Genomic DNA, 15497 nt, shown 5'->3' on the forward strand with positions numbered 1-15497 from the left:
ATTAGTATGAAAAAAAAACAGTTTTTAATGGTAATTTTTACAGCCTTAATGCTGTTAAATTGCACCCAAAATCAAACAAAATCTTTAGAAAAAAAAGAAATTAAAACCATGGAACAAACAGCTACAGGTTTACCACAGCTCCATCAAGCTATTATAGATAATGATGAAATTAAAGTACACGAACTAATTGCCAATGGTGCCGATGTTAATCAATTAGATAGTCGTATGGGTAATGCTCCATTACATATTGCTTCGCAGACCGATAATCCAAAAATGATTGATATTTTAATTAAAAACGGTGCTTTTGTAAACCAAATTACACCACGTGCTGGGCACTCACCTTTAATGGTTGCTGCTTGGTACAGTAAAGGTGAAAATATAAAAGCTCTTTTAAAAGCAAAAGATATTAATATTTATGTAAAAAGCCCTAACGGTGGCATTATGGCTAGAGATATGATTGGTGGTTGGGATTCTTCTCCAAACGATAATGACCAGAAGAGGTATGATTCTCTTCGCAAAATAATTGATGATTATGAGGTGGATTTGAAAGAAAAAATAGCTGAGCAAAAAATATATCAGGTAGTAATAAACAAACAGCTAACCGAAGACCAAAAGCTTGAAAAAGTAACTGCTTTAATAGCAGCAGGAGAGCCTGTAAATACTGAATCGTATATAACAGGAACAGGTAACGATAAACATTCTCCGCTATTAGTAGCTTCTAGGAATAATTATCCTAAACTTGTTAATATATTACTGAACGCTGGTGCAAACATTGGTCAGCGTGGTTACCCAATGAATGCAATTGCGTTTCATAAAGGTGGTTATAAAGGCAATCCAGAAGTTTTAGAGTTATTGGTAGCGCACAAAGACGCCCAAAAATATATAGACGATCAAGGATTGAATAATGGCTACACACCTTTGCATGATGCTATTTGGCACAACAATCCAAAAGCGGCACAAGTGCTAATAGATGCAGGAGCGCGGTTAGATCTAAAAACTTATGAAGGCGATACGCCTTTAGATTTAGCGAAACGTTATAACTATACTGAAATAATTAAGGTTATTGAAGCAAAATAGAAATAAACTTAAGACAAAAGTCATTAAGTTTATTTACTCTTTAACGAACCATTAACTACTATATTATTTATTTGTAACACGATTGATGTTACCTTTGGAGTTTACATATAATCTATGAATTTTAAGCATATAATACTTTACCTTCTTGGCATTAGTTTATTACTTTTTGGTAATCGTAATTTATGGGATAAGTGGCAAGAATCTCGAGAAAAATATAAACGAGAAAAAGCACTTGCTACTGTTAATGACAATGTTGAAAAACGTTTTGAAACTCAAAAAATCACCTACGACACCATTACAAAAACATGGAAAAATTCTAATTTTTATTTTCAAACAATAAATTTAGGAAATGTAAACTTCAAAGCTTTACGAAAAAAAGGACGAACAACTATAGAATTGGATGGAGATGAAAATGCCTCAAGTAGCCAGTAAAGCCTATATTACACAAACCCGGTTTCTATTTCATTGTCATATTAAAATTAAAATACCTGCAAATTATCCAGAAACTTTGTTAGAGGATTGTTTCTCTTTATTAGAAACAGTAGATAGCACCTACAATTCGTATCAAAAAGGTTCTTATTTTAATCAAATTAATACCAATGCAGGTTATTGGGTTACGGTTGATAATGTTACAATTAATTTACTAAAGCAAACCATAAAAATAGCAGAAATAACAAATGGAAGTTATGATATTTCTGCTATGCCCTTAATACGTTTATGGGGATTTTATAAGGAAAAACCTACTCAACCCCCTACAGAAACAGCCATAGTAAGATGTTTAAAACAAGTAAATTATAAAAACATTCAAATACATGGTAATCATGTAAAAATAGCACCACAACAAGAGTTAATTACGGGATCGTTTATAAAAGCCTATGCTGTAGATCAACTTGTAGCCTTTTTAAAAAACAAAGGTGTTACAGATGCTATTATAAATGCTGGTGGTAGTACTATTTATGGCTTATCAGATAACACACACCCACAATGGTATATTAAAATACCACATCCTAATTTAGATAATAACTTTAAACGCTTGTCGATACAAAATACTTGCTTTTCATTATCATCTACTCAAACTCAGTTTTTAGAAATTAATGGTAAAAAATATAGTCATATTATAAATGCACAAACCGGATTTCCCTCGCAAAACTTACAAGTTGGTTTATGTTCAAAATCGGCATGTTTAGGCGATATGATTTCTACAGCCTTATTTGGGGCAGACATATCTCAATTTAAAACTATAGTGTCTCAACTTCAAAAAGTATTTGATTTTGAAGTCTATATTATAGACCACCAAATGCAACTACATTCGCAATATTTTAAACCCTTTTTAAGCTTATGATGCATATTCCATCATTAAAATCGAAAACAAAATCAAAAACAATAAAAACACTTGCTACTCCAAAATACTTATATATGCCTTTACAAGCTTACCGAGGTAGTTTGAAGCCGTTGGTAGGTATAGGTGACAATATTTTGAAACATCAAAAAATCGCTAGTTCCGAAGGTATTTTTGCGTCATCAATACATGCACCAGTATCAGGCACTGTGATAGACATAATAAGCAATGATGGTTCATCTTATATTAAAATTGAAAATAATTTTAGGGAAGAAAAAGTTTCTAAAAAACCAATTAATATTGAAGCTTTAACAAAGGAACAAATTCTTACGTTTATAAAAGAATATGGTATTGAAGGTAGTGGTGGCGCGCGTTTTCCTTCTGCAACAAAATATCAAACCAATACGCAATCTATATCGTATTTTTTAATTAATGGTGCCGAGTGCGAACCTTATTTGAGTGCAGATTAAGCGGTTATGCAACAAGACGCAGAAGCATTAATTAAAGCCATTAAAGTTGTACAAAAAGTAATTAAAGCTAAACACATTATTTTTGGTATTGAAAAACAACACAAAGAATTAAAATCTCATTTGCAAAATGTAGCCTCTAGATTAGGCATTACAATTCAAGTAAAATTATTACCTAACACTTATCCTCAAGGTGGTGAATTACAGCTTATAAAATCATTAACTAAAAAAGAAATACCAAAAGGTAGTATTCCTGCAAATCATGGTATTATGGTTAATAATGTTGGTACTTTATGGGCATTGTATCAAGCATTTTATAAACAACAACCTTATACCGAACGTATTGTTACAATTTCTGGTGAGAAGGCTGTAAACCATGGTAATTATAGAGTAGCTATTGGTACACCTTTAAATCATATTTTAGAAACATTAGGTCAACCATGGGATAACGATATGCAAACGGTTATTTTGGGAGGTCCCATGATGGGAAAGGCTGTACACCATCCAGAAACACCTATAAACAAAGGTAGTGGAGGCTTATTGACTATGCCAAACCCTAAGAACAAACGTTATAACTGTATCCAATGCGGATATTGTACCGATGTTTGTCCGCAGCGTTTAATGCCAATGGAGTTTGCGCGTCATGCTGCAAATAAAGATACTCAAAAGTTAAACGATTTTAACTTAATGGACTGTATAGAATGTGGTGCTTGTGCGTATATATGTCCTAGTGATGTGCCTTTAATGCAAAGTATTTTTTCTGGTAAAACCTTAATACAACAAGCATGAGTTTAAACCCATATATAAAACCAAAATTTGGTAGTACTTCTGCTGTGATGTTAGATGTTATTATTGCATTATTACCTTTATCCATTATTAGTATCATTGCGTTTGGTATGCTTGCTTTAAGCTTACTGTTAGTGGCCATAGGAACTGCTTTATTAACAGAACTTGTTTGCGCGTTCTTATACACAAAAAATTATAAAAGTATTTTAGATGGCTCTGCTATTGTAACTGCTTTGTTAATGTGTTTTACAATTTCGCCAATAACACCTTGGTATATCGTTGCTTTTGATGCTGCTGCTGCGATTATTTTTGGTAAAGTAGTTTGGGGCGGATTAGGTAAAAATAGATTTAATCCTGCATTAGTAGGACGAGAATTTATGACTACTTTCTATCCTGTAATTATGACCTCGGCAAGTATTTGGGCAACCAAAAGCTTTGTTAACACACCAAGTATTAACTTATTCTCGGGTTTAGAACATCCATTTTTGTCTCAATATTTAAACCAACTAGTTTATAATACTAGTGGAGCTATGGGAGAATATTCAATATTGGCTATTAGCTTAGGTGGACTATATTTATTATTTAAAAATAGAATATCTTGGCATATTCCGCTAGCGTTATTAGCTGTATTTTTTCTTGGGTTTTGGTTAATAGATGGTGGTGAAAATTATCACTTTTCTTTAGCAGGCGTATTATTAGGTACTATTTTTATGGCTACCGATATGCCTTCTAGCCCTACCAATACCAATGGTAAACTGTATTACGGCGCTATGATTGGACTTGTAGCTTTTTTATTGCTTTTAGGCAACGTTAGTTACGAGTATATGTCTTTTTCAATTTTAATCCTTAATGGGTTTTCATACTTAATTTCACAAGCATTTAAACCTAAAGTTTGGGGTAAAAGCATAAATAGAAAAACACAAATAGAACAGCTGTTTTTTCTTACGCTAGCTATTATAGGCGTTACTTTATCTGTTATTACCCTTAACTATTACCATTTAACCGCTTACGTTGTATATCTATACATTATATATATTATTTTAAAATTTAATTTTTCATTTAGTAAAAAAATATTCAATCCAATACAGTAGTAATTATGAAGAAGTTTTTGTTTTTAGCTCTTAGTATAGCTTTATTTTCTTGTGAAGAAAAGCCCGTAGAAAAAACAACCTATTCTGGATCACAACGCGAAGCCATTATAGACAATATTTTAACACGCCGATCTATTAGAAAATATACAGATCAACAGGTTAGTAAAGCCCAATTAGATACAGTTATGAAAAGCGCTTTATTTGCGCCAAGTGCATTGAATAAACAACCTTGGGAAGTACGCGTTATTCAGAATCAAGAATTATTAACCGAAATTAATAATCGTTTTTTAAATTACGCACAAGGCAAAGAGTTTCAAGGTAGTGCCGCACGTTATAGAGAACCTGGTTTTAGCATTTTTCATAGCGCCCCAACGCTTATTGTTATAGCTAGAAATAAAAGTAGTAATATTAGCTATTTAGATAGTGGTATCATTTTGCAAAACATTTTATTAAGTGCGCATGCTATAGATTTAGGCACGTGCCCATTAGGGACTTTAGTACCAATTTTAAATCTAGAAGAAAATAAAGACATTTTAGAACTACTAAACATTCCTGAAGGTTTTGAAGTCGCTATTAATGTTGCTTTGGGGTACCCTGACGAACAACCTGTAGCACCAAAACGTTACCCAGATCGAATTAAAATTATAGAATAGATTAAAATATTTTTTATATTTGGTGTTCTCAAAATTGCTATATATTTCTTCATTATATTTTTTAGTTGTTAGTAAGATTTGTTAGCAATTTTATTAAACTCATAAGTATTTTATGAATAAAAATGAAAAGAAAAATTTAATCAAAAATTAAAATATGATAGAAATATTAGCATTAGTTTTTTTAGGTAAGAAAATAGCTGAATTAGCAGGAGAAAAAGGAGAAAGCCCTAATAAATGGAGAGGTATAATGATTGGCTCTTGGTTTGGAGCAGAAATTTTGGGAATTGTAATATTTGCCTCTACAATTGGAATAGGTGATGATACTATTTTTCCTGCTGCAATGGTAGGGCTAGTTTGTGGCTTAACTAGTTATTTTGTTGTAAGAAGCATATTGACTTCTAAACCTGATACTGTAAAGGAGTTACCTTAACAATAAAGTATAATAAAAAGGCATAACATTCTAAAGAATGTCATGCCTTTTATGTTTTACAATATTTTAGTCAACAGGTATACAAATATCTACAATACATTTTCCTTCGGGGTGTTCATTAGGGTTGTTATAAAAAATTTCATATGGATCTTGGTCAGCTTTTTTGAAACCATGTTCACTCATCCACACAAAGCTACTTTCCCATGCTTGTTGAAATTCTGACGGAGTAATTTCTAAACGAGATACTATACATTTTAATTCAGGTATTTCTTTTACACCTACTTCTCCTTCAGTTTTTACCTCTAAATTTAAAGTTAAACAAACACTCATTCTTATTTTGTCTTCATCAGTAATTTTAGGACTGTCGTGATATACCGTTAACATTCTTAAATTTTCCTGCTGCATTAACCCTTTAGGATAAGCCCACTCCATTAGCTTATGGTAAGCATTTTCTACTGCATCCATTTTTCCTTGATGTGTTAAATAGGCTACTTTTAAGGTTGGCATTTTTTTTACTTCGGTTTTAGCTTTCATTTGCATCCATTTTAAGTTTGTGTTTATGTTACAAATGTATTGCTCAAACTGTGTTTCTATTTTTCCATTCTTGCTTTCTGTTTTACAAATCTTGCTATATTTAGATGGACTTTCTTTTTTAAATTCAGCAGGACTTATTCCGTAAAACTTTTTAAAAGCTCTTGAAAATGATGACAAGGTTACAAAACCTACTATTTCGGATACTTCTGTAACTGTTTTATTCTTTTTATTTAGTAAAAAAGAAGCTGACTTTTCTACTCTCTTTCTCGTTATAAAATCATTAACCGTTTCTTTGGTTACGGCTTTAAAAAGCCTATGAAAATGATATGGAGAGAAGTATGCCTTTTCTGCTATTTCTTCTAAAACAAGTTTTTTATCCAAATTTCTTTCAATAAAATCAATAGCATTACTTATACGGATTACTGTTTTATTGGGTATTTTTTTAGTTGAGTTCATAACTACTTCTTATTTAGAAACACCTACTTATCAAGAATTAATTTCCTTTTCTTGCAAAATTAAAAATACAAAACCTCCAATAAAATATAAAATAACATCAAATATGTCCGCTGTATATCTTTCCATATATTTCGGTATTATAAACTCAAAAAAAAATGAATATAATGCACATATATAAACCATTACCCCTAATGGTATTTGATAATGTTTATTATTCTTACTCCATCTTAAAATATAAAGGCATATAGTTAATATTATAGGAATTATTAAAAAGTCGTTTACATAATTATTAACTAATGTAGGTAGTTTTATAATTAACTTTTGTGCTATATAAATTAGACTCCCTATTAGTATTGAAATAGCAAAATAATATGTAAGTATCTTTTGTTTCACGCTACCCTACCCTGCTGCTACCATTGCTATAAACCATGCTATTAAAGCTCCAATAGCACTCACCAATAAATATGCTGAATATAAAACCCAACCAACAATACGGTACAGCCAAAACGAATGTTTTTTTAACCGTTCTGCTAAATTAGGATTTTCTATTTCATGCTTCGCTTTTTTGAGTTCTTCTTGCTTATAAGCTGTAACTTTTTCTTCTTGTTTTTTTTCAAAAGAAATTAATGTATTACAGTTTTTACAGTAATCTCTATTTTTATTGAAAACTCCACAGTTAGGACACTTAATATTTCTAGTGATTGCCATTTTCTTGTTCTTTAAAGCTATACTTATTTTTCTTTTTATAAGGGCGAATAATTAACCTTGTTTCTCTATCAAAACGTATGTAGTTATATACCCAATTCATAAACACTACCGCTTTATTTCTAAATCCGATGAGTGAAAATAGATGTACAAACATCCATATAAACCATGCAAAAACTCCTTGAAATTTCCAACGAGATAAATCTACTACCGCTTTATTTCTTCCAATGGTTGCCATAGATCCTTTGCTGTTGTACACAAATGGTTTTTGTTTTTTGCTTTTTATTTTGGCTAAGATATTTTTACCCAATAATCGTCCTTGTTGAATCGCTGGTTGCGCCATCATTGGATGCCCCCTTTTATAAGTTTTAGTTTCCATACATGCTACATCTCCAATAGCATAAATATTATTGTAGCCTATTACTTTGTTGTATTCATCTACTTTAAATCGATTAGCTCTTTCAACTACACATTCTTCATTTAAACCATTAACAGCAGCTCCTTTTACTCCTGCTGCCCAAATAACCGTTTGTGCTTTAAAATGATCTTCTCCGTTTGTAGTAACAGTTTCTCCATCATAATCAAGTACACGAAGATTTTTCCACACATCTACTCCTAGTTTTATTAAAAAATCTTCCGCTTTTTTAGAAGCTCCATTACTCATTCCTTTTAATAGCTCTCCTGAGCTTTGGATGAGATTAATTTTCATCTGCCTAATATCTAAGTCTGGGTAGTCTTTAGGTAAAATTCCTTTTTTCATTTCTGCCAAAGCTCCTGCCAACTCTACTCCTGTTGGTCCACCTCCTACAATAACAAAATTCATTAATGCTCTTCGCTTTTCTAAATCGGTTACCAATAATGCTTCTTCAAAATTCTCTAAAACCAAACTACGAATATTTAATGCTTGTGGAACCGATTTCATTTCCATAGCATACTTTTGAATATTTGTATTTCCAAAAAAGTTTGTTGTTGAACCTGTGGCTATAATCAACTCATCATACTCTAAATTTCCTATCGTAGTTTCTATATAGTTTTTCTCGGCATGTATTTGGGTTACTTTTGCTAATCTGAAGAAAAAGTTTTCTACATCATTAAATCTTTTTCTCAAAGGGAACGCTATACTGTCAGGCTCCAATCCTCCTGTGGCTACTTGATATAGTAAAGGTTGAAAAGTATGGTAATTGTGCTTATCTATTAATACTACTTGTAAATCTTGGTTTTCTAGAGCTCTTGCTACTGCCAATCCTGCAAACCCACCTCCTATAATTATTATTCGAGGAAAACTTGTTTGAGGTATGTTCATTGTTTATTAGGATTTTAAATCTAATTAGCAAATTTAACTAAAAGAGAAAGGAGTTAGTTAAAATTTATTTTTTAGTTTTACGCTCGCCCCCGTTAATCAAATCAATAACTGTCATGTTTAATTTTTTTAAAAAGAAAAAAGTAACGAGTTTAACTATTATATGTGATACTAACATTATACATGTTAATAATAAACCTCTTACATTTCCTACTAATTATAATACTTTAATTGATGTTTTAGGCAAACCTAGTAGAGAATTAAAAAAAAGTAATAATTATATTATTTGGGATACACATGGTATTTTTTGCGGTTATACTGATAGAGATAATATTTTATCCATAAATGTTTATCAAAATAAAAAAGATAGAAGTGAGTATAACACCCAAAAGCAGTTTAAAGGAAAGCTTTTTTTAAATAATGAAGAAATTACTAATAATGAGTTTGGTAAAATTCCATTAGGTAAAGTAGCTATTCACAGACTTGGTAGAGAGAGTGACACCCGTTTTGGATTTAGTCTTGGCGTTAATAGAGATTATAAAGATTTATAACTCTAATTTAACTTGCTGTAAGGTTTTGTTTGTTGTAATGAGTTTGTCAATTATTTTTCTTCTTAAAGTTTCAATATCCTCTTCATAATAACGTGCCCACTTGTATTCTTTAAACAGAGTTTGAATTTGTTTTAAACGCTGATATGCAAACTCTGAAGTCATTAAAAAATGAGCTTCTTCTGAATTATTTTGAACTCTTTTAATATTCACTTTATGCACTGTATAATCTACTTCTAAATAGAATACTTTATCAGTACTATTTAATGGATAAAAATCAGACCAATTTGCGTACCCTACATAATAATTTTGATTTTTATAGTTTTCTATTCCCTGAATCTTCCAACGACAATTGGCAACTCTACCCCAGTGATTTGAATAACGAAAAACACCCTCCGCTGTGTAATAGTAATAACTACCTGATTTACTTTGAAAATGTGCCTTCATATCATCAAAGAAATTGACATTTTGCATTTCAAACTCACAGTACGTACTTCTGTAAAAATTGAATTTATGATACTTCATTTAATTTCCAAAAGCGGTTAGTACTATTTTTCTTTTACCTCCATAATTTCTGTGCTCACCTAAGTATATTCCTTGCCAAGTTCCTAAGTTGAGATTTCCATTGGTAATTGGAATTTGTACCTGACATCCTAACATAGAACTTTTAATATGTGCTGGCATATCATCGGCACCTTCATAATCGTGTTTATAGTATGGCATATTTTCAGGAACCATTTTATTGATATGCGATTCGAAATCTATTCGAACGGTAGGATCTGCATTTTCATTAATAGTTAAACTAGCAGAAGTATGCTTTATAAATACCTGTAACTGTCCTATTTGAATATTTTCAAGCTCTGGAAGTGCTTCTAACAAAACATCTGTAATTAAGTGATAGCCTCTATTAAATGCTGGTAATTGAATTTCTTTTTGGTAAAATTGCATTTTACAAATCTAAAATACTTCTTTTATAATTTTTAGAAATTCTTGTTTTTTTGTTTTTGAAATAGGAATTGTTGTTTGATTTTGCATTAGTAAAAAATCTCCGTCTTTTTTAACAAATTTTTCTAAATAATGAAGGTTTATTAAGTAAGATCTATGACATCTAAAAAATAAGTTGTTTCCCTGAAGTTGATTTTCAAAGTATGCTAGTGGTTTACAAATTAATTCTCTTTCTCTATTTGCTAAATGTACTTTTGTATACATTCCATCTGCTTCTAAGTATAAAATATCTTCATGCGAAACAAAAATAATTTCTCCTGGTACTTCTAAAGCGATTTTATGTGATGATAATGATTGAATGGCTTTTTTTAACTCTGAAAATTGTGCTGTTACCTTTTTTTGGTTAATATTAACTTTTGCTTTATTTATAGCTACTCGTAACTCTTCTCTGTCAATTGGTTTAACCAAATAATCTATTGCAGATAATTTTAGTGCTTCTAATGCGTATTGTTGATATGCTGTTGTAAAAATTAATTGAAACTCTATAGGCTCTGAAATAAAATCTAATATTTCTAAACCTGAGTACTCAGGCATTTCAATATCTAAAAAAACAATGTCTGGATTGTTTTCTTTAATTGACTTTACTCCATCTACTAAGTTATCTGCTGTAATAACATTTTTTATTTCAGGAAAAAACTCTGTAAGCATCGTTTTCATTACACTACGTGCTTTTGCCTCATCATCAATTATTAAAGCTTTCATTATTAAATTCTTTTTATTTTTAGTGTTACTATCGTTCCTGTAGCATTATTGTTTTCATCTACTTTATCCGTAAAATCTACTGAAATATCAAATAACTTTTCTTTCTTATACAACGAAACTCGCTCTTGGGTAGCGTTTACAGCAAAAGACTTATGCCCTTTTCTTTTCTTATTAATTTCTGAAGATTTTTTTCGTCCAACACCATCATCTTTTATCGTTATAATTAAAACCTTGTTAATATTTTCTTCTATTGTTATCCATAAATTCCCTTGGTCTTTCTTATGAACAAGTCCGTGTTTTATAGCATTTTCTACAAAAGGTTGTATAAACAACGGCGGAACTTCAATTTGATCTTTATTTATGTTTTTATCTACTAAGAAGTGAACCTTAAATTTATTTTCAAATCGTAATTGCTCTAATGATATATAAATCTCGAGTGAACTAAGTTCTTCTTTGAGTAGTATTACATTTACTCTACTATGATTTAAATACATTCTTATTAAACGAGAAAATTTAACTAAGTAATCACTTGCTAAATATTTCTCATTCTTCATTACATAATCTTGAATAGCTCCTAAGGAATTAAAAATAAAATGAGGGTTCATTTGTGAGCGTAAGTTTTCTAGCCTTAACTTACTTATTCTACTATCTAAAATTACCCTTTCTAGTTCTCGTTCTCCTTCCTCTTCTTTCCATTTTAATTTAATTCGGTAATATATTATTATTCCTAAAACAGATATTATAAATATTGTCACAATAAACCACCAACTTTCCCAAAAAGGCTTTTGTACAATTATTTTAACTCCTTTACTTTCTTTTCCTATACTTCCATCTAAACTTTTAGTTCTAAGTAAAAACTTATATCTTCCTGATGGAATTCCAATATATCTTACTACATCATCGTTTAACTCAGATGTTTGCCATTCTGTATTAAAACCTAAAAGTTTATATTGAAAAACATTTTTACTACTAGATTTAAATCCATTAGCATTAAAGTTAAATGTAATGTCGTTAGTTTTGTAAGGCAGTTTGTATTTTGTTTTTATTTCTTGTTCTATTCCTCCAATTTTAACATTACTTATGTAGGCTAACGGAGCTAATTTTGGTTCTATTAACTCTGGAACAGATGTGTTTATTCTACATAAAAAATTGTTACCAGGTATCCATAAATAATTATTTTGTATTACTGGAGTTTTAAATTTTATAGCACTTTTATCAGTTAAGTTTATTGTATTTATTATTTTTTTATCTGTATCGTATCGCTGTATTCCTTTTTCAGTAACAATCCATAGAAAATTGTCCTTCCCTAAAATTCCTTTTATTTGAGATTTTAACAATCCGTTTAAACAGGTTATGCTATCAGTTACTTTTCCTGCCTCTAAAGCTAAAATTTTATCTCTTGTAGTTGCCCATATTTTACCGTTAGTAGTTTGAGTGTATTCAGAAAAAATAATAGGTTTATTTTGATGATGTACTGGAATAGTTTGTAATTTATTGTTATAGGCTACTGTTCCATCAATATAAGTAACGTAAATAAGTTTGTTTTTTGAATCGTAATGAGTACTAATAGGTCTTTTGTTTTCTAAAACTATATAATCTTTATTTCTAGAAAGTTGAGTATAAATAATAGCACGTCGATATGATAGATACACCAATGAATCTTTATTTATTTTCGTAAAACCTTTAGCTGTGGTAAACTGATTTCCTACATTAGTAATTTTCAACTTTTTTATATCATATGTATAGCTACTGGTTCCGTTTGTGCTTATATATGCTTTTTGTAGGTTTTTATTATATTTTATTCTATTAACAGGTCGTTGATTAGATAAACTGATAATTTTATAATAATTATCTTCTGTATTGTAATCTATTAAGTTACCATTTTGAGTTCCTAATAATAATCTATTATTACCAATGGTTTCTATTGAGATAATATCTTCTTTTATTTCCACAAAACTTTTCTTCGTTATTTCTAAACTTGGCACAACGAAAATTCCATTTTGCAGTGTTGCAAGCCAATAATTATTCTCATTATCTTTTAGAACATCAGTTATATGATAATCTTTAAAAATTTGTTTAGTATTATTTACTTTGTTTTTGTTTAAAGTTATATAAATACCTTTTGATGTTAACAACCAGTTTTCTTTAAACTTTTTGGTATTATAAACTTGTGCTTTTTTAAGAGCTTCAGGAAGTTTTGTGGTAGTTATTTTTCTCGTATGTATATTAACTGAAAATATCTTTGAGTTCTCCTTTTCTACTTTAACAACAACATCATCAAACCATTCAAACATTTGAAGCTTTCCTTCATTTAAAAAGTTTTTTTCTATATCAAAGTTTATTTTTTTAAAAACTGCTTGCCCACTTTCTTCATAAACTTGAGTTATAGTATTAGTTTCTTTTAAATTGTAGTAAAAAAAACCATTTTTTGTTTTTGCTATTTTAGAAATATTGGCATTTAGGTCTTTTTTTATCGACGCAGTTTTTTTATCTATTTGGTAACTTTTTCTTTGTGATATAAAGAACACATCATCATTAAAAACAATTAAGCTTGCAAATGCTCCTTTCAATTCATTTGAAAAATCTTTAAATAATTGTAGTTCTTTATTTACTACTTTATAAATATGTCCTGAAATGGTCGAACACCAAATTTGTCCTTCCTTATCTATTTGTAAGTTAAAAATACTTTTTGTGGTAGAAATAGTATTTTTAACTTGCCTAAATCTTTTACCGTTGTAATAAAACAAACCTTGCTCCCCTCCAACCCAAACTAGGTTATTTTTATCTTGTATAATATTATAATTTGCTAAAGATACTAATCCATCATCAGATGTAAATTGTGTATAAAAAGGCTCCTGTGAAAATACATTTTCAAAGAGAAAAGAAATAAAGATTAGTATATAAAAAGTTTTTTTCACAAATTTAATTTTATTACAAAAAAAGGTGGTTATGCAATAATACGCAAAACACCACCTTTTAGAACTATTCTTAACTTAAAGTCTGTATTTTAGTTTTTAGGTTTAGCATCACATTTTACATACCCTCCATAAGGAGCTCTAATACTTCCTCTGTTAATTCCATTAAAAAAAGGACTCCCATATTTTCCTCCACCTATATAATCTTTTCTTACTATAAACTGTTGCAACATACATTGCCCATCTGAATTTTTCTGTACAACAGCTCCTACAGCCCATTGATATAAAGGTACCCCTGTTACCTTATGTTTTACAGTTGACCATTTATCAGATGTCATGTATTGATATATATTTTTCATACTCATTTTACCATAATATTTATTCAATCCACTTACAGCTGCATTTTTAATTGCTGAGTTTTTATCAAAACTCCCTTTTGCTGGCATTGTTACACTATTTAACTTTGCTCCTAACCAATCTTTACGTAAGTTATCAAACTTAGCAAAAGTTGTTTGAGATGTTAATTCAGGATTTTTATAATACTTCTTAATTTTTTCTGGATTTTTTGCAGCAATTACAAACTGCTTTGGTTGAGCATTATTCATCCACTTATGACCAACGTTATCGTTTTTATGATATACCTCTGCTCCAATTAATAATACTCCTGGTTCCAATAAAAGAACATTAGCATTAGTCCATTCTGGTCCGCCTCCCATTCCAAATTGGAACTGAATATTACCTTTATCGGCAGATTTTCTATATTTTTCAGGAACCACACCATAACGTTTTTGGTTTGGTGAAAAATATGCATTTAACTGATATGATGTTGGATCATATTCAATAGAAAAGCCTTCGTAAATATCACCTGGATTGCTATCAAAATGACTTGAAGGATTTCTAACAAAGTATTGTGATAAATGATAGTAACCAGACAGTTCCATCTTATCAGAAAAACCACCATCATAAGCAGGCATTTTTTTAAATTTCGTTCTGTTTAACACATAAATTTGATTGTCTTTAAATTTATCATTTTCACTACTTTCTATAGGTGAAGGAATTTCGCTCACAACTGTTCCTTTACTATTTTCTTTAGCTAATAAAGCTTCTTTTTCCGCTACTTGTTTTTGTTGATATTCTTTATACTTTTTAAAATAAAAATCTTGCTTTTCTTTATCGTTGGGATACTTTTTAGCTAACTCTTTCTTAAACTCTTCATCTGAATACTCATTTGTATTAGACGTTGAATTAGTATCTGAACTTGTAGTTGATTTTTCTATTGATGAAGAAGCTTTCTCTTCTATTTTTTTTGTTACTTTTTGCTTAGCTTTTTTTAACATATTACCAAACTGAGCATTGGCTGTTTGATGAAACAAAAAACTAGCTAAGAATAAACAAACTAATATTGTATATTTTTTCATTTCTATTATTGTTTTTATGCTATTAGAAGCTACCTGCTTTTTACACAGGTAACTTTCTTTCTTGAATTACT

At 30.0% G+C, this 15497-nt stretch carries 15 protein-coding genes and 1 pseudogene; 8 read left to right on the top strand and 8 right to left on the bottom strand.

Annotation, left to right across the window (positions count from 1 at the left end):
- The first annotated feature begins 6 nt into the window (after positions 1-6).
- The 7 genes and pseudogenes from MHM83_RS06640 (at position 7) to MHM83_RS06670 (ending at position 5843) form a co-directional block, all read left to right on the top strand.
- Complete coding sequence (locus MHM83_RS06640) at positions 7-1077, top strand: ankyrin repeat domain-containing protein (protein WP_167713494.1); 1071 nt, start codon at positions 7-9, stop codon at positions 1075-1077.
- Positions 1078-1191: 114 nt separating this feature from the next.
- Positions 1192-1509 (top strand): hypothetical protein, encoded by a 318-nt coding sequence (locus MHM83_RS06645; protein ID WP_073181312.1) that lies wholly within the window; start codon positions 1192-1194, stop codon positions 1507-1509.
- Positions 1484-2419, top strand: a complete 936-nt coding sequence (locus MHM83_RS06650; protein ID WP_159432104.1) for an FAD:protein FMN transferase — start codon at positions 1484-1486, stop codon at positions 2417-2419. The genes MHM83_RS06645 and MHM83_RS06650 overlap by 26 nt, the downstream gene beginning before the upstream one ends.
- Positions 2419-3672, top strand: a pseudogene (gene rsxC / locus MHM83_RS06655) (electron transport complex subunit RsxC). The gene MHM83_RS06650 and the pseudogene rsxC overlap by 1 nt, the downstream one beginning before the upstream one ends.
- Positions 3669-4760 carry an RnfABCDGE type electron transport complex subunit D gene (locus tag MHM83_RS06660; RefSeq protein WP_239178930.1) on the top strand — a complete coding sequence of 364 codons (1092 nt, stop codon included), beginning with the start codon at positions 3669-3671 and terminating at the stop codon, positions 4758-4760. Before rsxC ends, MHM83_RS06660 begins: the two are co-directional and overlap by 4 nt.
- Positions 4761-4765: 5 nt before the next feature.
- Positions 4766-5413 (top strand): nitroreductase family protein, encoded by a 648-nt coding sequence (locus MHM83_RS06665; RefSeq protein WP_159492498.1) that lies wholly within the window; start codon positions 4766-4768, stop codon positions 5411-5413.
- Between the two features lie 154 nt (positions 5414-5567).
- On the top strand, positions 5568-5843 hold the full coding sequence (locus tag MHM83_RS06670; RefSeq protein ID WP_239178932.1) for a hypothetical protein: 276 nt from the start codon (positions 5568-5570) through the stop codon (positions 5841-5843).
- 66 nt (positions 5844-5909) lie between these two features.
- Here MHM83_RS06670 and MHM83_RS06675 read toward each other — a convergent pair whose 3' ends face one another.
- The 3 genes from MHM83_RS06675 to MHM83_RS06685 all read right to left on the bottom strand — a co-directional run bounded on the left by MHM83_RS06675 (position 5910) and on the right by MHM83_RS06685 (position 8841).
- Entirely contained in the window at positions 5910-6833 is a 924-nt protein-coding gene (locus tag MHM83_RS06675; RefSeq protein ID WP_239178934.1) for an AraC family transcriptional regulator, read from the bottom strand.
- 399 nt (positions 6834-7232) lie between these two features.
- Positions 7233-7541, bottom strand: a complete 309-nt coding sequence (locus tag MHM83_RS06680; protein WP_047789311.1) for a hypothetical protein — start codon at positions 7539-7541, stop codon at positions 7233-7235.
- Complete coding sequence (locus MHM83_RS06685) at positions 7528-8841, bottom strand: NAD(P)/FAD-dependent oxidoreductase (RefSeq protein WP_047789312.1); 1314 nt, start codon at positions 8839-8841, stop codon at positions 7528-7530. The genes MHM83_RS06680 and MHM83_RS06685 overlap by 14 nt, the downstream gene beginning before the upstream one ends.
- A gap of 113 nt (positions 8842-8954) precedes the next feature.
- On the opposite strand from MHM83_RS06685, the gene MHM83_RS06690 reads away from it, so the two are divergent.
- Positions 8955-9389 carry a DUF7738 domain-containing protein gene (locus tag MHM83_RS06690; protein WP_047789313.1) on the top strand — a complete coding sequence of 145 codons (435 nt, stop codon included), beginning with the start codon at positions 8955-8957 and terminating at the stop codon, positions 9387-9389.
- Here MHM83_RS06690 and MHM83_RS06695 read toward each other — a convergent pair.
- From MHM83_RS06695 to MHM83_RS06715, 5 genes are all read right to left on the bottom strand, one after another.
- Entirely contained in the window at positions 9384-9911 is a 528-nt protein-coding gene (locus MHM83_RS06695; RefSeq protein ID WP_047789314.1) for a hypothetical protein, read from the bottom strand. The two genes, MHM83_RS06690 and MHM83_RS06695, sit on opposite strands and share 6 nt — an antisense overlap.
- Positions 9912-10334 carry a secondary thiamine-phosphate synthase enzyme YjbQ gene (locus MHM83_RS06700; RefSeq protein WP_047789315.1) on the bottom strand — a complete coding sequence of 141 codons (423 nt, stop codon included), beginning with the start codon at positions 10332-10334 and terminating at the stop codon, positions 9912-9914.
- Between the two features lie 9 nt (positions 10335-10343).
- Complete coding sequence (locus MHM83_RS06705) at positions 10344-11093, bottom strand: LytR/AlgR family response regulator transcription factor (protein WP_047789316.1); 750 nt, start codon at positions 11091-11093, stop codon at positions 10344-10346.
- A gap of 2 nt (positions 11094-11095) precedes the next feature.
- Positions 11096-14011, bottom strand: coding sequence for a sensor histidine kinase (locus MHM83_RS06710; RefSeq protein ID WP_239178935.1), 2916 nt, complete (start codon positions 14009-14011; stop codon positions 11096-11098).
- Between the two features lie 89 nt (positions 14012-14100).
- Entirely contained in the window at positions 14101-15426 is a 1326-nt protein-coding gene (locus tag MHM83_RS06715) for a hypothetical protein (protein ID WP_047789318.1), read from the bottom strand.
- Between the last annotated feature and the right edge of the window lie 71 nt (positions 15427-15497).

It is taken from the genome of Tenacibaculum sp. Mcav3-52, assembly GCF_022347665.1.
Taxonomy (GTDB): domain Bacteria; phylum Bacteroidota; class Bacteroidia; order Flavobacteriales; family Flavobacteriaceae; genus Polaribacter; species Polaribacter mesophilus.